This is a genomic window from Candidatus Seongchinamella marina (genome assembly GCF_026262685.1).
Classification (GTDB): Bacteria; Pseudomonadota; Gammaproteobacteria; order Pseudomonadales; family Halieaceae; genus Halioglobus; species Halioglobus marinus.
The window spans coordinates 156,217-172,087 of sequence record NZ_SHNP01000004.1 but is presented as its reverse complement, the minus strand read 5'-3'; the positions used below and the strand labels follow the sequence as shown (position 1 = coordinate 172,087).

The 15,871-nt window shown below is 53.2% G+C and carries 18 protein-coding genes; 5 read left to right on the top strand and 13 right to left on the bottom strand.

The window, feature by feature from the left end; translation table 11 throughout:
* Nucleotide 1: 1 nt before the first annotated feature.
* Nucleotides 2-205: a ribosome modulation factor gene (gene rmf / locus EYC87_RS12140; RefSeq protein ID WP_040541061.1), complete on the bottom strand. Its 204-nt coding sequence runs from the start codon at nt 203-205 to the stop codon at nt 2-4.
* Between the two features lie 325 nt (nt 206-530).
* On the opposite strand from rmf, the gene EYC87_RS12135 reads away from it, so the two are divergent.
* A complete protein-coding gene (locus tag EYC87_RS12135) occupies nt 531-1,052 on the top strand; it encodes a bactofilin family protein (RefSeq protein WP_007228719.1) in 522 nt (173 codons plus the stop codon).
* Nucleotides 1,053-1,074: 22 nt separating this feature from the next.
* Nucleotides 1,075-1,647, top strand: coding sequence for a hypothetical protein (locus EYC87_RS12130; RefSeq protein WP_279253114.1), 573 nt, complete (start codon nt 1,075-1,077; stop codon nt 1,645-1,647).
* On the opposite strand, the gene EYC87_RS12125 is transcribed toward EYC87_RS12130, so the two are convergent.
* From EYC87_RS12125 to EYC87_RS12100, 6 genes are all read right to left on the bottom strand, one after another.
* Nucleotides 1,644-2,141 carry a GNAT family N-acetyltransferase gene (locus tag EYC87_RS12125; protein WP_279253113.1) on the bottom strand — a complete coding sequence of 166 codons (498 nt, stop codon included), beginning with the start codon at nt 2,139-2,141 and terminating at the stop codon, nt 1,644-1,646. The two genes, EYC87_RS12130 and EYC87_RS12125, sit on opposite strands and share 4 nt — an antisense overlap.
* 1 nt (nt 2,142) lies before the next feature.
* Nucleotides 2,143-3,810, bottom strand: coding sequence for an AMP-binding protein (locus tag EYC87_RS12120; RefSeq protein ID WP_279253112.1), 1,668 nt, complete (start codon nt 3,808-3,810; stop codon nt 2,143-2,145).
* An 82-nt stretch (nt 3,811-3,892) separates the two neighbouring features.
* Complete coding sequence (gene glcF / locus EYC87_RS12115) at nt 3,893-5,119, bottom strand: glycolate oxidase subunit GlcF (RefSeq protein WP_279253111.1); 1,227 nt, start codon at nt 5,117-5,119, stop codon at nt 3,893-3,895.
* Nucleotides 5,120-5,123: 4 nt separating this feature from the next.
* Nucleotides 5,124-6,158 (bottom strand): glycolate oxidase subunit GlcE, encoded by a 1,035-nt coding sequence (gene glcE / locus EYC87_RS12110; RefSeq protein WP_279253110.1) that lies wholly within the window; start codon nt 6,156-6,158, stop codon nt 5,124-5,126.
* Complete coding sequence (locus EYC87_RS12105; protein ID WP_279253109.1) at nt 6,151-7,581, bottom strand: FAD-linked oxidase C-terminal domain-containing protein; 1,431 nt, start codon at nt 7,579-7,581, stop codon at nt 6,151-6,153. The genes glcE and EYC87_RS12105 overlap by 8 nt, the downstream gene beginning before the upstream one ends.
* A 14-nt stretch (nt 7,582-7,595) precedes the next feature.
* Nucleotides 7,596-8,012, bottom strand: coding sequence for a secondary thiamine-phosphate synthase enzyme YjbQ (locus tag EYC87_RS12100; protein WP_007228854.1), 417 nt, complete (start codon nt 8,010-8,012; stop codon nt 7,596-7,598).
* Between the two features lie 216 nt (nt 8,013-8,228).
* On the opposite strand from EYC87_RS12100, the gene EYC87_RS12095 reads away from it, so the two are divergent.
* Nucleotides 8,229-9,938 carry a hypothetical protein gene (locus EYC87_RS12095; RefSeq protein ID WP_279253108.1) on the top strand — a complete coding sequence of 570 codons (1,710 nt, stop codon included), beginning with the start codon at nt 8,229-8,231 and terminating at the stop codon, nt 9,936-9,938.
* 23 nt (nt 9,939-9,961) lie between these two features.
* On the opposite strand, the gene EYC87_RS12090 is transcribed toward EYC87_RS12095, so the two are convergent.
* Nucleotides 9,962-11,167, bottom strand: a complete 1,206-nt coding sequence (locus EYC87_RS12090) for a protein kinase domain-containing protein (RefSeq protein WP_279253107.1) — start codon at nt 11,165-11,167, stop codon at nt 9,962-9,964.
* 155 nt (nt 11,168-11,322) lie between these two features.
* Between EYC87_RS12090 and EYC87_RS12085 the strand changes: the two genes are divergently transcribed.
* Both EYC87_RS12085 and EYC87_RS12080 read left to right on the top strand, forming a co-directional pair.
* Nucleotides 11,323-11,778, top strand: coding sequence for a YaiI/YqxD family protein (locus tag EYC87_RS12085; protein ID WP_279253373.1), 456 nt, complete (start codon nt 11,323-11,325; stop codon nt 11,776-11,778).
* Nucleotides 11,779-11,821: 43 nt separating this feature from the next.
* Nucleotides 11,822-12,385: a lysophospholipid acyltransferase family protein gene (locus EYC87_RS12080; RefSeq protein WP_279253106.1), complete on the top strand. Its 564-nt coding sequence runs from the start codon at nt 11,822-11,824 to the stop codon at nt 12,383-12,385.
* 34 nt (nt 12,386-12,419) lie between these two features.
* Here the strand turns inward: EYC87_RS12080 and EYC87_RS12075 are convergent, their stop codons facing one another.
* The 5 genes from EYC87_RS12075 to EYC87_RS12055 form a co-directional block, all read right to left on the bottom strand.
* Nucleotides 12,420-13,040: a GspE/PulE family protein gene (locus EYC87_RS12075; RefSeq protein ID WP_279253105.1), complete on the bottom strand. Its 621-nt coding sequence runs from the start codon at nt 13,038-13,040 to the stop codon at nt 12,420-12,422.
* Between the two features lie 143 nt (nt 13,041-13,183).
* Nucleotides 13,184-13,411, bottom strand: coding sequence for a hypothetical protein (locus EYC87_RS12070; protein ID WP_279253104.1), 228 nt, complete (start codon nt 13,409-13,411; stop codon nt 13,184-13,186).
* 255 nt (nt 13,412-13,666) lie between these two features.
* Entirely contained in the window at nt 13,667-14,347 is a 681-nt protein-coding gene (gene folE, locus EYC87_RS12065) for a GTP cyclohydrolase I FolE (protein WP_279253103.1), read from the bottom strand.
* 138 nt (nt 14,348-14,485) lie between these two features.
* A complete protein-coding gene (locus EYC87_RS12060; protein ID WP_279253102.1) occupies nt 14,486-15,142 on the bottom strand; it encodes a ChrR family anti-sigma-E factor in 657 nt (218 codons plus the stop codon).
* A gap of 4 nt (nt 15,143-15,146) precedes the next feature.
* Nucleotides 15,147-15,728 carry a sigma-70 family RNA polymerase sigma factor gene (locus EYC87_RS12055; RefSeq protein WP_279253101.1) on the bottom strand — a complete coding sequence of 194 codons (582 nt, stop codon included), beginning with the start codon at nt 15,726-15,728 and terminating at the stop codon, nt 15,147-15,149.
* Between the last annotated feature and the right edge of the window lie 143 nt (nt 15,729-15,871).

Below are 15,871 nucleotides of genomic sequence, written 5' to 3'. Positions count from 1 at the left end.
GTCAGAGCGCTCGAATCTTGTGAACGCCAGAGATTCCGGTCAAGCCATCCCATTGATCACAACGGCCTTCTCGCCAACCGGAAATCCAGTTTTGACGATGGGCGTCGTTCTCGTGGGGGCAAAAGTCCTGGCTGCGTCCTGAAACGCCGGCCTGGTAACCTTTATCAAATGCCCTGGTGTTCATATCGCGCTTCTGTCTTCTCATAGAGGATGTCTCCGTTTCAGGCGTCAGTACCGTCCGAGAGCCGCGAGAGTTCCCCCTCGCTCACCGCGAACGGCGGTCGATTCAGATTTTGGCATGTATTTGGCTAAAATAACGCGCAGCAATACATCGAAGGGTGCCAATAGGCACACTATCCATCAAACCAGAGGCCAGAGGGCTTCGCCAACAACGAATAGTTCTGAAAGCAGCGATCCATATAACGAAAAAGCTGTAAATCGTTTTTTTTCAAAATCTGCGGTTTTTGACTGGTCGATTTTCAGGGGCACTGGTAGGATATTTCGCCCGGAATGAGTAAGGTGACATCCCGATGTTCGAACGTAATAAGAATAAGCAGACGGCAGTGACTGCCGAGCAGCAGGGCTCTCGCCCAGACACCCCGCCCACCAAGACGGCCTCTCAGGCCAGCCCCAGCCCGGCAATCAACAGGAGCACCGCGATGATTGGACCCAGTATTGAAATTAAAGGCACCGTCACTGGAGACGAGGACCTGGTTATCCAGGGTAAGGTAGAGGGGTCCGTTGAACTGAGCGCGCATCAGGTGACAGTGGGTGAGTCCGGCAAGGTCAACGCTGATATTACCGCTCGCACGGTTCGGGTCGACGGTGAAGTTGCCGGTGACATTCGGGGCAACGAGAAAGTGGTGATTTCCAAGTCGGGCAATGTGCGTGGCAATATTGTCGCGCCTCGAGTAACGCTCGAGGACGGAGCGATATTCAAGGGCTCTATCGATATGGATCCTGGTGAAGTGCCCGCCAAGGTTTCCCTGGCCCCCAAAACTTCAACTAGTCTGTCAGAAAAAGCCCCCGAGCTGGACTTGAAGAGCGGCTGAAGCAACACGGATTACAACCGCTATGAATGAGCGGCAGAGTAGTCAACTGCTGCCCGGTCTTTTCGAGTCGATTGCAGAAGATCAGTGCGTCACTGTCTTGCATCTAGGTCCGGTGTTGCCGGAAACCATGGAGTACTTTTCCGGTTTCCGCTGCAAACTGCACGTTAACGACTTGTTCGCAGAGCTACCTCTGGGTTTTCAACCCGGGGACGAACTGACTGTGCAGGAGCGTATGTCCAATTTGGTGAGTTTTCCTGAGGGAACTCGCTTTGACATGTGTTTTTTTTGGGACTTGTTGAACTACCTGGATCAAGACGGAATTATCGCTCTAATGGAATGCCTCAGACCTTACCTGGCACCTACCACCATGGCACATGCGTTCGTTGTTCATAACCTCCGCTCACCACAGCGCGATTGTCGTTTTGGCATTGTTTCGACTTCAGAAATAGCACTCAGGTCCAGAAAACACAAAGTTCCGGGTTATGCGCCGCAGTCACAAGGGAAGTTGAAAGAGTGGTTAGACGGGTTTGCCGTGAAACGTTCGGTACTGTTAGCGGAAAGCCGCCTGGAGCTTCTGCTTGAGGCACGAAACTAAGCGTTCTCCTGTTCGGTTTTGTATAGCTGCATGCCTCTGGCCTGGTAGTTGGAAAGGGCAGCTGGATGATCCAGTGAGCAGGTGTTTACGCAAACTCGCTGCACATCACCCCAACGCCAGGCCTCATCAATAGCGCGACTGAGCAGATGGCCGCCAAAGCCCTTGCCGATAAAGCCTTCCGCAAGGCCAAAGTATTTAATTTCGACAGTATCGTCGGTTTGCCGTTGCAGCTCAAAATAGCCGGCAGGTGATCCCTGTTCATAGCCTACCCAGGTGCGCAGTTGATCGGACTCGGCATACTCCTGCCACTGGGGGTCCGACCAGCTGAGCTTGTCTCTCCACTCCCAGGGCCCGCCCACGTACTGGTAAAGGAAACGATTCAGGGGCCAGCGCTTCACGCGAGCCTCGTGGACGATAAGGTCTGTGGCTGTTTTTCCTGGAACCAATTGCTCTCTGGACAGCATCTCCAGGTAGTAGACCGTGATTTTGCTCATTTCAGTCCTGCCAAATTACCTTTTGACGAGAGTCGTACCAGTCATCCAGGAAGGGTTCGTAGGCAGCCTCAATATTGTTGCGCTTAATCTTGAGCGTGGGGGTCAGGAAGTCGTTTTCGACCTGCCAGGAATCACGTACGATAGCGAGAAATTGAAGTGCTTCGTAACCCTCTACCTGGGCGTTAACTTCGTTCAGCAGTTTTTCAAAATTAGCGTTGGCCTGGCCCCTGAATTCGGGGTCGTCAAACTTACTGCGCAACCCGTCAGCCAGTTGCAAGCTGGCATAACAGGCCTGGCGGCCAGAGCCAGACACGCAACACTGTTCAATCATGCTGTCTGCACTGAGCAGGTTTTCCAGTGGAACAGGGGCGACGTACTTGCCCTTGCTGGTTTTAAACAGTTCCTTAACCCGACCGGTAATGCGCAGAAGGCCATCGTCATAAACACCGCGGTCGCCTGTTTTAAAGTAGCCATCCTCGGTCATTACTTCAGCGGTTAGCTCGGGGGCTTTGTAGTAGCCCATCATCAATCCGGGTGATTTGACTTCAATCTCACCGGCGTCGGAAATTCGACATTCAACGCCAGTTGCAGGGAAGCCGACAGTCCCTGGGGCTCGCTGCTCCAGGGTGGACATGTGGGAATAGGCGAAGTCTTCTGTCATTCCATAGCCTTCCATGATGTTAAGACCCAGTCGGTCGTACCAGCGAATCAGATCTGCCGGAATCGGTGCCGACCCGCTAGCTGCCATGCGCACATCGCCAAGGCCCAGTCCGTCGAGCAGCTTCTTGCGGATCATGTTGTTCACAATCGGAATCTTTAATAGCAGGTTCAGCTTTTTCTCGGGAAATTTCTGGAATACGCCGGACTGGAACTTCAGCCAAAGCCTGGGCACGCTGATAAAAAGAGTTGGCCGCGCCCGACGCAGGTCCTGCAGGAACGTATCGAGCTCTTCGGCGAAGAACACATGCACCCCCTGATAAATCGACCCGGCTTCTACCAGTGCCCGCTCCATGACGTGAGCCAGGGGCAGATAAGATATTATGCGATCGTCTTCGGTGATGCCCAGCGTGTCTCCCTGCAGAGAGGCGGGTGCTGAGATCGATCCAAAAGAGTGGGCGACACCTTTGGGACGGCCGGTGCTTCCCGAGGTATAGCAAATCAGTGCTCGCTGATCTGCGGGCCATACAGGGTCCTCATTAAGCGGCTCACTGCCCGCGATAATGTCGTCCCATTGGTCGTAATCGTTGGCGGGTGCGAGCGGCAACGCTATCTTTGGTAGTGCATCAGGCACGCCCGCTTGCATATGCTCCCAGTCGTCCAGTTTGCCGACAAACACCAGCTTCGACTCGGAGTGATCGAGTATGTATTCAACCGTATCTGCATTAAGTGTAGGGTAAAGAGCAACGGTACAATGCCCTGCCATCCAGATTGCCAGCTCAGCGATAATGAAGTGGGCACAATTTTTTGAGATCAGGGCAATGTTACTGTTGGCTGGTAAATCCAGGGTATTCAGGTAGGTGGCCATGCGCCGCGCCTGATCCATGGTATCTCCCCAGGTATAGTCGGTGGCTTCACCCAGGATAGGCTGGGTCATAAACACCCGTTGCGGGTGCGCCTTTTCTCGTGCGAATGCAGCCTGGAGTACCAACTTGTCAGTAGTGTGGATCATTGCGTATCGGTCCTGTTCTTAGTCGTCATGGGATTGCTACAGTATAGCGGGCGTGTGGGCAAATACCTGTCGATTTTTGTTATCAATGGCCCTGATTGGTCAAGGGATCGAGTAGCTCAATCCAATGCTTAACAGGAATCTTGCTCTCTTCATCCAGATGCAACTGACAGCCCACATTAGCTGAGACGATCAGCGCTGGATTATCCACTTGCAAAGCTTCCAGTTTGCGCTGGCGCAAGCGCTCGCTGCGTGAACGCTGGAGTATGGAATAGGTGCCGGCTGAACCGCAGCAAAGGTGATCATCCCGCGTTTTTGCCAGGGTGAATCCGGCGCGGCGCAGTATGGTGTTAACAATATCGGGCTGCTTGAGTGCGTGTTGTTGGCTACAGGGTGTGTGTACAGCAACGCGACCAATGTCTCGCTCAATATTGAGCAGGGTCAAATCCTCATCCACAAGCACATCGGCAATATCTCGGCATAGAGCGGATACCCGTTTTGCTTTTGCAGCATAGACTGAGTCGTGCTGCAGCAGGTCACCGTACTCGACCAGTATGCTGCCGCAGCCGGTGGCACTGCTGATGATTGCCTCAGCACCCGCCTCAATCATTGGCCACCAGGCATCAATATTGCGGCGCATATTATCCAGGCCATCGGAGTGAGCTCCCAGGTGGTAGTTCACGGCCCCGCAGCAACCTGCCTCGGATGCAATCTTCAGCGAGATTCCCAGCCGATCCAGTACCCGTGCGGCGGCGGCATGAGTTAATGGCGTTGCTGCCGACTGAACGCAGCCTGATAAGGCCAACATGGTGCGAGGCTGCGTTGATACAGGCATTGCCCCGGGTGTTTGCCGCAAGGGTATTTTGCGCTTTAGCCTGGGGGGCAACAGGGGGCGAAACAGCTGGCCTGTGCGCAGCAGTGCGGCGACAAGGGCTGGTCGTGAAAGTGTCTGTCTAAGTGAGAAACGAAACAGGCGTTCAACGGGACCGCGCGGTGCCTCTATATTCAGCATGCCGCGGCCAATGTCAGCCAATTTGCCATACTGCATGCCGGAGGGGCAGGCGGTCTCGCAACTGCGACAACTCAGGCAGCGATCGAGGTGGGTGCGGGTTACAGCGCCGGCCTCGCCTTCTTCCAACAACTGTTTGAGCAGGTATATTCTGCCTCGAGGGCTGTCTCGTTCATCACCTGTGTCCAGGTAAGTAGGGCAGGTGGCCAGACAAAGGCCGCAGTGCACACAGGCGCTGATTAATTCGCCAGCGCGCTTGGCTTCGGTGTTATCGCTGTAACGCGGGTGTAGTTCTACATGCATGGCCTTACATCCAACTGTACAGGCGGCCAGGATTGAGGATTCCTGCCGGATCAAAGGCTTTTTTGAGTCTAAGCTGCAATGTTTGTTGAACTTGATCGAGCTTACCTTTGACTTCAGTCTGTCGATCTCCACCCGAAAACAGATTGAGGTGCGCGCCCTGAGGAATGCTTGCTGGTGGTGTTCGCAGCCAGCGCTGGGATCCACCCCAGTCAATGCACTGGTCAGCCTGATCCGAGCAGGGCGCCGTTGGAGTGGTGGCAAGACGCCAAAGCTCAGCGGAAGGCGTAAAGAAGGAGTGAGTCATGTCTTGCAGTTGTGTCCAGATAGCGCCATCGACCCGATCACCACCCCAGATTTGGGCAGTGTGCTCCACGGCACTGGCAGCCCCGGCCAAACGCAGATACAGCTTTCCGTTCACCCAGCAGGCGCCCGTCAGAGGTTTTGGCTGGCCAGCATAGTTTGTCATCAGAGCCAGCGCTTCATCCGGCGAGGTGTCCCGGGTGAGGGTGACGCTAGCTTCCGGCAATGGCAAAATCTTGAGGTGTACCTCGCAAATCACGCCCAGGGTTCCCAGTGCTCCAGCTTGTAGTCTGGAAACGTCATAGCCAGCAACGTTTTTCATTACCTTGCCACCGAATTCCAGAATTTGGCCGCTGCCGTTGATTAATTGTACCCCCAGAACCGAATCCCTTATTGAGCCCAACCAGGGCCTTCCCGGGCCTGACAGGTTGCCAGCCAGCGTGCCACCGATTGTCGCCTGGCCAGCGAAGCGAGGTGGCTCAAAGGGCAGCATTTGCCCCTGTTCAGCCAGGGCGCTCTCCAGTTCGCTGATCGGAGTGCCTGCGCGTGCACTAATAACCAACTCTTGGGGCTGATAGTGACTTATCCCACGATACTTCGAGATATCAAGTGTGCGCTCGACCGAGCAAGTTCTTCCCAGTAAGTGTTTTTTAGTATTACCACCGTGGACATAAAGTGGCGTGGCGTCCGCTTTTGCTGCGCAGACTCTGGCGGCCAGTTGCTGCAGTGCATCAGTCATGGCTGTGCCTGCGGGGAAGTGCACGGTATTCTTGGCAGCGCTTCAATATAGGGATGCCTTTGCCCGGGTTGAGAGTGAGTGCCGGGTCAAAGGCGTGCTTGATGTCTTCAAACTGGTGTAGCTCGGCCTCACTGAACTGACTGGGCATTTGGTTCAATTTCTCCAGTCCTACGCCGTGTTCACCGGTAATGCAGCCGCCGACGGCCACTGACAGTTCGAGTATGTCTGCGCCGAAACGTTCGGCCCGCGCTAGCTGCTGAGGGTCACCGCTGTCGAACATGATCAGCGGGTGCAAATTACCGTCTCCTGCATGAAATACGTTGGCACAGCGCAGTTGGTATTTCGCTGATAGTTTGCTGATTTCTTCCAGTACATGAGAGACCTGACTACGCGGTATGGTGCCATCCATGCAGTAGTAGTCGGCACTTAGTCTACCGATAGCGGGGAAGGCAGATTTGCGACCTTTCCACAGCAGTGCTCTCTCAGCATCATCACTGGAGACGCGCAGTGAGCTGGCGCCGTGTTGGTTAAAAATATTCGTTACTGCGTCAACATGCTGGTCAACTTCCTCGGCGGTGCCATCCAGTTCACACAATAATAATGCCTGTGCCTCTTTTGGGTATCCGGCCTGGGCAAAGTCTTCTGCCGCTTGGATGGCGAGTGCGTCCATCATTTCCAGGCCCGCCGGTATAATGCCCGCAGCGATCACCGCGCCCACCGCATCGCCGGCGGCACGCACGCTGTCGAAACCTGCCATCACTAGGCGGGCGACTTCCGGACAGGGGAGTAGTTTTACAGTCACTTCGGTAACAATGCCCAGCAGGCCCTCGGAGCCGGTGACCAGGGCCATCAAGTCGTAGCCCGGACTGTCCAAGCCACCACCGCCAAGGGTTGTGCGCTCACCTTCCACCGTAAGCATTTCTACGCAGAGCAGGTTGTGTACCGTCAGGCCGTACTTCAGGCAATGAACTCCACCTGAATTTTCAGCCACATTGCCGCCGATGCTGCAGGCGATCTGGGAGGAAGGGTCGGGACCGTAGTAAAGACCATGAGCAGCGGCAGCCTCAGAGATCGCCAGGTTGGTGACACCCGGTTGTAGCCGCGCCGTGCGCGCTTTTGGGTCTACTTCCAGAATATTGTTGAGTTTGGACAGGCCAAGCAGTACGCCTTCAGGATGCGGCATGGCGCCCGCGCAAAGCCCAGTGCCTGAGCCGCGGGCGACAACCGGCACACCCAGCTGGTGGCAGCATTTGAGCACTGACTGTATCTGCGCCACCGTCTCAGGCAGAGCGACAAGTAGTGGCAATTCTCGATACAGTAAGAGCCCATCACATTCGAAGGGACGCTGAGACTCTTGGTCCTCAATCAGGCAGTCGGCGGGCAAAATTGCGCGCAAGCCAGCTAGTAAGGCGTTTTTTGTCAAGGGCTTGTCGGGGTTCACAGGTGCACTACGACCTGTCGCTCACCGGTGTAATGCCGGTGCTCCCAAAGATAAATACCCTGCCATGTGCCTAGCATCAGTTGCCCCCGCTGAAAGGGGATAGCCAACTGACTCGCAGTAAGGGCTGATTTAATATGTGCTGGCATATCATCTGCGCCTTCCAGAGTGTGGGTGTAAAGCGAATCGTTTTCCGGCACTAGCCTGTTGAGCCAGTTTTCCAGGTCGACTCTGGCGCTATCATCATAGTTTTCCTGAATTAACAGGCTGGCAGAGGTGTGGCGGATAAAAAGTGAGCACAGACCTTCATCGAGGCCGCTGCTTTTGACCAGCTCGCTCACGACGGGGGTGAAGGGGTGTAGTCCCTGTCCTGAGATTCTGATGTCCAGTTGTTCTATCACTGCTTTACCTGCCATTAACCTGTCGACAGTTTACTTCATTTTTTTACGGTTTTAACGGTTTTAACGGTTTTGATGAGTGTTAAAGCCGACAGGGCTTTTCCTGGGAAACTGGCAACGTGCAGTGCCTCCAAGGGACTCGCGGTATTGCGTCTGGCTTAGTGCAAATAATAGAAAAGTCGCGGTATTATGATTCCATAGAAGCGCGAGCTTCCAGACCGCAGGGACCGCAGATTGACAAGTCTTAGAGATGGCAATATTTGTCTGAAAATCGGAGTAACGGCGCATCGCGACTTAAGCCACGCTGATGAAGAAAGCATCACCCGACAAACTCGCGAGTTCTTTGCCAGTTTGCAGCACATGTTTCCGGATTTGCCGCTGGTTGTTGTCAATCCGCTCGCAACAGGTGGCGATACCCTGGTTGCCCAGGTAGCGATCAACATGGGGCTCTCTCTGGAAGTGCCCTTACCTATGCCACTGACAGATTACCAAGAAGACTTTGTAGACCCCCACTCCTTGGAAGTATTTCAGGCGCTTTTGCAACAGTCCTTAGTATTTGAATTACCGCTCGCTCAGGGCAATTCCCTCGAATCGATAAGAGCACAAGGAGACGCCAGAAACTTGCAGTATGCCCAGCTTGGAACCTATGTCGCCAGTCACTCACACATTGTACTGGCACTCTGGGATGGGAAAGATGTTTATAAGCCGGGTGGCACAGGCAGTGTAGTCAACTTCCAGTTACATGACGAAATGAGCGGGATTACCGGTGAACACGGTGTTGACCACTTGCTGGCGGATAAAGAAAGCGACCTGATTTATCATATTCACTGCCCCCGTGCCGAGGAAGAAACTCGCGACCGTGGCCGCTGGCTTAGCAACGAAAGCGTGTTTGAATGTGTCGAAATGCCGGAAAGGTATCGAGCCCCGTTTCTCCATCTGCAGGATTTCCGTCTCGATGGCCTTAAGTATCAATCGGCGATAAAGTCTTCTGGTATTAGTCTGATTGAACATCGGGATATGCGTTCCGATCCTAATCTGAAGGAGATTGATAACGCGCACCAGACCGCGGATTGGCTGGCTATTCGATATCGAGGATTTGTCGAGCGGGAGCTTTTCTTTACTCACGTTTTGGCGGTGTTGATGGGTGCCAGTTTTATCATCTATTCGGAGTACGTTGAGTTTTCCATCCTGCTGCCAGCCTTTCTCTTTTTCTTTTTTGTGGCCTTGTTTCTCAACAAAATGGCGGGCCATTTTCAATGGCACCGGAAGTACCTCGATAACCGAGCCCTGGCCGAAGGGCTGCGCGTCCAATTTTACTGGACTCTGGCAGGCATTGAAGATTACAACGGAGCCGCTTTTACCTATGACAATATGATGCAAAAGCAGGATATGGAGTTAGTCTGGATTCGACATGTGATGAGGAGCGTAGGTGGCTCAGGAAGAGTCAATCCAGACCGTGCCAGCAATGGCCTGGAGCTGGCCATTGATAACTGGATTGGCGATGCAGAAGCGGAAACAGGGCAGCTCGGGTATTACGATTCGGCCTCCCTGCACAGGGAAAAAAAACTGAAGCGGAATGAGTTCTATGGCACGTTCACCCTGTGGGTGGGCATTTTTATCGCCTTGTTACTGCTTGCGATTGGATCCATTCTTGACGATACCGCAACCAACATTCTGTTCATCCTGATGGGTCTCCTGCCTCTGACCGCGGGCATTCGGCAAGCTTACGCGTATAAGAAGGCTGATAAAGAGTTGACCAAGCAATATCAGTTCATGCACAAGACGTTCAGCAATGCACAGCGTCAATCGCTCGCCGCCAAATCGGACCCGCTTATGCAGGAAAAAGTATTGCGAGCTTTGGGAGAGGCTTGTCTGGAAGAGCATTCAGAATGGATATTGATTCATCGTGAGCGACCACTGGAGCACTCTGGCCTGCATGCCTAAACATGGCTTTGATACGCTACCGGCTAGTTTTTCTTTTCAATAGTGTAGCCCAGTGCCAGCATGCCCTTGATAGTGCCTAATACGGTGGCACGATCATATTGCTTTTCTGATTCAGGAAGTTGGTCATAAGCTATCAGGCAAGGGTGAGTCTTGTGACTGTCGTTGCGCACGTCTCCTAACTTCCAGCCATCCTGGTACCGCTGAACTGCCCAAATGTCATGGGTGTTCTCGGAGAGCTCTTCAATGAGCTTATTGAGTTCTGGCGGTACGTCGACCATCGAAACATCAATGGGCTTGGGATCATAGCCGGCGTATTGTTCAAGATCACGGGCCATATCCAGCGCTGTTGTGTATCGTTGTGCAGGGTCGCGAGCCATCGCCTTCAGGCAAATGGTTTCAATAATCCTGGGTATGCTATCGTCTATTTGGCGAGGTGGTCTGGCATTGGCACTAAGTATGTTGTTGAACAGCTCGGTCCGAGTTTCACCAGAGAACGGCAGCTGCCCACACAGTAGCTCATAAAGCACAATGCCCAGCGAGTAAATATCGGAGCGACCGTCCAGCGATTTATTCTGCTCCTGGGTTTGTTCCGGGCTCATATAAGCGGGTGTACCATCTGATGCTGTGTCTTGCAGACAGGCTTTCAGGTTGAATGCAATGCCAAAGTCGGTAACGTGAGCCTTGCCATTGTCATCGAGTATGATGTTCGCTGGCTTGATGTCGCAGTGAACAATCGCGTTAAGGTGGGCGTGATGCAATGCGAAGGCAACGTCTTTTATCGTTTTGACAATTTTAGGCATTCCTGGGCGGCCTCGCAGCAGCAATGAGCGCAGATCCTGGCCGCGAACAAATTTTGAAATGATGTAGCAGGAACCGTCTGGTGCGCTGAGGGTATCGTAGACAGGAACGATGTTTTCATGGTCGAGCTGGGCTACAGTGCGCGCTTCTCTGATGAGTTGGTCGATATTGCCCAACTGGGACAGCATTCTCTGGGAGGGTTTTTTTATGGCGACCAGACGATCAAGGTCCATGTCATAAGCTAGAAAAACAAACCCGAAAGCACCACTGCCAAGGAAGCGTTTCACCTCAAATCGATCGAGGATGACGTCGCCTTCTTGCTGCGGTGCCACTTCATTCTGAGTTGGGTCAGTCGGTGTCCGTCCGTTAATTGCCGAGTCATCGCTGCTTCGATCGACGGTTTGGGTGTGTCGAAACAACTCGTCGTTCATTTGCATCCCTCTCTGATTGAAAGCTGGAGTATAGCAGGCGTCGTGCTTTGGCTGTTTTGCTTTCGCATGATGGAGATAGGAAAGAGCCAGTATCGCAATATGCTATGGCTTCGGATACGGTATGGTAATAAAGCCGCTGGAGAGAATTAATGGCCATAACGGTATGGGTAGACGCCGATGCGTGCCCCAAGGTCATCCGGGAAATTTTGTATCGTGCTGCCAATCGCCTGAAACAGCCTCTGGTTCTGGTCGCAAACCATGTCATCCCCGCCCCTAGTTCACCCTGGATTAGCTGTCGCCAGGTACCTCAGGGTTTTGATGTCGCTGATGACTATATCGTGGCGCAGGTAAGTGCAAGAGATCTGGTGATCACATCCGATATTCCACTGTCTGCGGAAGTAATTGAAAAGGGCGCCGGGGTGATATCACCAAGGGGAGAGCAATTGACAGCAGACAATATTAAACCCCGCCTGAACATGCGGGACTTTATGGATACGATGCGTTCGAGCGGTGATATAGGCGGCGGTCCTGCGGCGCTGGGCCCTCGAGATAAGCAGGCATTTGCGAACGCCCTTGACCGTTATCTGGCTCGCAACAGCGGAGCTATTTGAGTTTGCTTATGCTATTCTGCGCTGCCCATCTCGGACCGCTAATATGAAACAGTCACTGGCCCGCAAGCTGCTGGGTCTGTTTGGCTGGAAGTTGGAAGGCGCCAAGCCTGAATACCCGCAGTACGTGTTAATTGCCGCCCCTCACACCTCGAATTGGGATTTTCCGCTGATGCTGCTATTTGCCGCCGCTTTCGATATGAAACTGACCTGGATGGCTAAGCATTCGCTGTTCTGGCCGCCGCTAAGTTGGTTGATGCGGGCCATGGGCGGGATGCCCATTGTTCGCCATAAAAGCACCAACACAGTAGACAGCATGATCGCCGCTTTTGCAGCACAGAAGGAGCTGGTTCTGGTGGTGCCCACGGAAGGAACCCGGGCAAAAGCGGAGCACTGGAAGTCTGGTTTTTATCACATCGCCAGACAGGCGAATGTACCTATTTGCCCCTCATTTCTGGACTTTGGCCAAAAACGCGGGGGCTTTGGTCCGGCGATCATGGTAACCGGCAACGTGACCGAAGATATGAATTATTTTCGTGAGTTTTATAAGGGCATGGAAGGGCGGTTCCCTGAAATGTTTGGCCCGATCAAGTTACGTGAAGAGGACTGATCTGCGAGAGGTCATCACTGCTGCGGATGCCTGGTCAAAATCTGAGCGACTCCTGCCATCGCCGGTAGATAATTTGCCATACATCGCCTTGTTTGTGTGCGATCTCGGTTTCGAAGTAATGGTTCATACGTTGCAGGGCATCGACCGCATCATTGGCGTGCAGGGTGGACAACGCCACGTGTCCGATCTGCGAAGCCCTGATCGCCTCCACGGCAGTTTCAGTATCACGAATTTCTCCTACCAGAATGACGTCCGGGTCCAGGCGCACAAAAGAGCGCATGCCATCGGCGAGATTGAACCCTATATCTGAGCGGGTGAAAGTTTGTTGAATACCATCGATAGAGTATTCGATCGGGCCTTCAATGGTCAGTACTTTACGGCGGCCGTCGCGGGCCAACTCCGACAGTCCGGCATACAAGGTGGTGGATTTGCCGGACCCGGTTGGGCCTACCACCAGCACCAGACCCGATGGGTTTTGTAGCAGGCGGCGGTAACTCTTCATCAGTGGCGCCGTCATGCCCATGTCCAGCAGGGTCAGGCCGGTATCGCGGTAAAAATCTACCATGGCCAATTCTTTACGCAAAGCGGCGCCCGGTTCATTGACCTCGTGGCGTGTAAGGATCAGAGTTTCGTTCTCGCCTTGTTCAATGGCCAACAGTTGCCCCCATCCGCGAGTTGGGCGATCATCGGGGCTTTGTCGGTTACTCTTTGGGGTGGCTACAAAAATGCGATCATAAGGACCTAACTCCGGTGCGCCAGCACTACCGTCGGCGGTCCGTTGAATCTTGTTTGCGCTTGCTATGCCATAGCGTCACTGATTTCCAGTGCGACAACTTTGGCAGCAAGTTTGCTGGCCAGGGCAGCCACATAACCGGCCCCCGTGCCAACCAGCGACATTTTGTGATCAGGCTGGATGTTGGCGTGGTTCAATATTTCAGAGACGGCATTGGTTGGCGGGATACTGCGTCCCAGAACCAAAGAGGGATTGCTCATTTCGATAAAATGGTCGCGAGGCAGAGCTCGCATTGCCTGAGTGACTCGCGCTGCAACTTTCGGGATTGCTTGTGCATTAAACCCCTGAACAGTTCGTTACCGGCTACAAGTATGTGCGTTGTGTCTGTCTGGTGCTTGAGCCAGATCAACAAAGGCTCGGTCTTTTTAAGTAGGGTACTACAGGGGTTCAGGCCGTGAAACTGCTCGCGAGGGATGTTAGCGGTGATAAATCAGCGGGGTTTTGGGGCCCTTACCTGAGGCAAGGGCTCCGTATGTGGCAAAGCAATCTTACGCCTTCAGGAATTCTCTGCGCTGCTGAGGATCGTGTTTGAAACAACCCCCGAGGGCAAGCGTGCTGGTGCTGGAATTGCCGTCCATCACGCCGCGTGATTTCACGCAAAAGTGTGTTGCTTCGATCGCCACCGCAACATCGTCGGTTTCCAACAGCGTCTGCAATGCTACAAGTATCTGTCGGTTTAACCGCTCTTGCACCTGGGGGCGTTGGGCGAAGAAACGCACGATACGATTGATTTTTGACAAACCAATAACCTTTTCACCGGGCACATAAGCGACTCTGGCGAAGCCGTCAATGGTAACGAAGTGGTGTTCGCAGGTGCTTACCAACTCGATTTCGTCAATGCATACCATCTCGTCAACCTGCATCTTATTGTCGATGGTGGAAATGCGCGGGAAGCCCTCGTAATCCAGGCCAGAAAATATCTCGTTGAGGTACATCTTGGCGATCCGGTGCGGAGTTTCACACAGGCTGTCATCACTAAGGTCCAGCCCAAGCGTGCTCAACACGTCAGTAAACGATTGACGCAGACGATCATATTTCTCCTCAGCATCTAAACCGTTGGGTACCATCGGAGTTTCCAGGCCAGCCGCGATGAGTGCGCGGCGAACCTTCTCGGCTTCCGGAGAAATAGAATAAGCTATTAGGGCGTGCTCTGGAACGATTGCATTCATGAGATTTCCTTTAGTTCGAAGCGGTTTAAAGTTGTTACGGAGCGCTGAGAAATTTGGATGAGAGATGTTGTCGAATAAATGTCTACGGGCAAAAAAAAAGGCCACGTAAGTGGCCCTATTACTTTCCGGTAGCTGAGATCAGCTAGCTTGGAGCTTCAAAAATGGGTTGACCATCCGGTATTTCCAATCGGTAAACTTGATTGGAGCGTCAAGCACACCGATGCAAATACAATCGCGCTCCTGCGTAGCGGTGGGCGTATGTTGCTGGCTTGCATCGCGCATCAAAAAGTCTCCTGCCTCATAACGACCTTCTTCGTCAGAGAATGCGCCTTCAAGGACGAGCGTCAACTCGGTACCGTTGTGAGTATGCTTTGGAATGCTCGCCCCAGCGTTGATGTGGTACAACGCAACTTCGTTGACTGCGTCACCGGTTCGAAGTCGGCTGACGCGTACCTGTGAACTTAGCTTTTTCCACTCCAGGTTCCGGTAGTCGCCTTTCATGAGGCGCTGAATCAAAGGCGGGCAATCATCGTCTTCTACAGCAGTACTGCTGTAACTTAACGGTTCTGGTTCATCGTCCAGTCGCCCCATCACGGTGCGCAGCAAAGAGTCATCTACCTGCTGTGGCGCTAGTTCTTCAAATAGCACCGAGCCGAGCTGTTGCAGCTGCTGATGCGCTCGGCGACACTGCTCGCAGTAATTCAAGTGTAGTGAAACGCAAACTGACTGCGCCAGGGCCAAAGTGCCGGACGAGTACTCGTTGAGTAATCTGGTATCGGGATGATATTTAGTCATAATCCTATCTTTCCGCGGTAAGTTGTAATTTCTTCATTGCCAATCTCACTCGAGACTTAACGGTCCCCAGTGGCAGATCGAGCTCCTCGGCTACTTCGCTGTGCGACTTGCCTTCCATATATACTTTCATCAAGATCTGGCACTGTTCGTGGGGCAGATCCTGCAGCATTTCCCGAATTCGGGTTGCATCTCTCTTTTGTTGTACGGCAACAAACATCTCATCGGATTCCCCCTCAGGCCAGATATCGTCCGCACTGATGGGTGTGTCGAACTTTTGTAGACGTCGGTACATGTCCGTGCGACAGTTTCGGGCTATTGTGTAGATCCAGGTGCTGGCCGCTGCTTTGTGAGGGTTGTACGCAGTGGCCTTCTGCCACACCTTGATCATGACCTCCTGGACGAGCTCCTCGGCATGCGCCGCGGCAAGTGCGGAGCCGTTAAGGGCGAAGGCTTTGATCAGAGGCGCGAAATGCTTGAACAATTTCGCAAACTCTTGTTTGTCTTGTGTTTGGGCCACAGTTTGTAAACAGACACTCCACTCATCGTCTCGTCTACCACCGGTATTTTGCCCTGCGGAATCCGCCATTTGCATCCTCGCTGCCATCTTATTCACTTCTTGTCGCCCAGAGTTTAGCATCTTGTGGATAATTACGATGTAATGTACTTAATAGATCACACTTTGTTCATATTTGAGAGACTACTGATCCGGCCCTTCATGAGGGGCGTAAT

Excerpts from the sequence above, each read along its gene's own strand:
- EYC87_RS12100 (WP_007228854.1), bottom strand. The coding sequence starts at position 8,012 with ATGGCAGGTAAAGCAGTGATAGAACAACTGGACATCAGAATCTCAGGA.
- EYC87_RS12080 (WP_279253106.1), top strand. The coding sequence starts at position 11,822 with ATGAAACAGTCACTGGCCCGCAAGCTGCTGGGTCTGTTTGGCTGGAAG.
- EYC87_RS12125 (WP_279253113.1), bottom strand. The coding sequence starts at position 2,141 with ATGAGCAAAATCACGGTCTACTACCTGGAGATGCTGTCCAGAGAGCAA.
- rmf (WP_040541061.1), bottom strand. The coding sequence starts at position 205 with ATGAGAAGACAGAAGCGCGATATGAACACCAGGGCATTTGATAAAGGT.
- EYC87_RS12070 (WP_279253104.1), bottom strand. The coding sequence starts at position 13,411 with ATGCGAGCTCTGCCTCGCGACCATTTTATCGAAATGAGCAATCCCTCT.
- EYC87_RS12135 (WP_007228719.1), top strand. The coding sequence starts at position 531 with ATGTTCGAACGTAATAAGAATAAGCAGACGGCAGTGACTGCCGAGCAG.
- EYC87_RS12060 (WP_279253102.1), bottom strand. The coding sequence starts at position 15,142 with ATGACTAAATATCATCCCGATACCAGATTACTCAACGAGTACTCGTCC.
- EYC87_RS12090 (WP_279253107.1), bottom strand. The coding sequence starts at position 11,167 with ATGAACGACGAGTTGTTTCGACACACCCAAACCGTCGATCGAAGCAGC.
- folE (WP_279253103.1), bottom strand. The coding sequence starts at position 14,347 with ATGAATGCAATCGTTCCAGAGCACGCCCTAATAGCTTATTCTATTTCT.
- glcF (WP_279253111.1), bottom strand. The coding sequence starts at position 5,119 with ATGCATGTAGAACTACACCCGCGTTACAGCGATAACACCGAAGCCAAG.
- EYC87_RS12120 (WP_279253112.1), bottom strand. The coding sequence starts at position 3,810 with ATGATCCACACTACTGACAAGTTGGTACTCCAGGCTGCATTCGCACGA.
- EYC87_RS12055 (WP_279253101.1), bottom strand. The coding sequence starts at position 15,728 with ATGGCGGATTCCGCAGGGCAAAATACCGGTGGTAGACGAGACGATGAG.
- EYC87_RS12130 (WP_279253114.1), top strand. The coding sequence starts at position 1,075 with ATGAATGAGCGGCAGAGTAGTCAACTGCTGCCCGGTCTTTTCGAGTCG.
- glcE (WP_279253110.1), bottom strand. The coding sequence starts at position 6,158 with ATGACTGATGCACTGCAGCAACTGGCCGCCAGAGTCTGCGCAGCAAAA.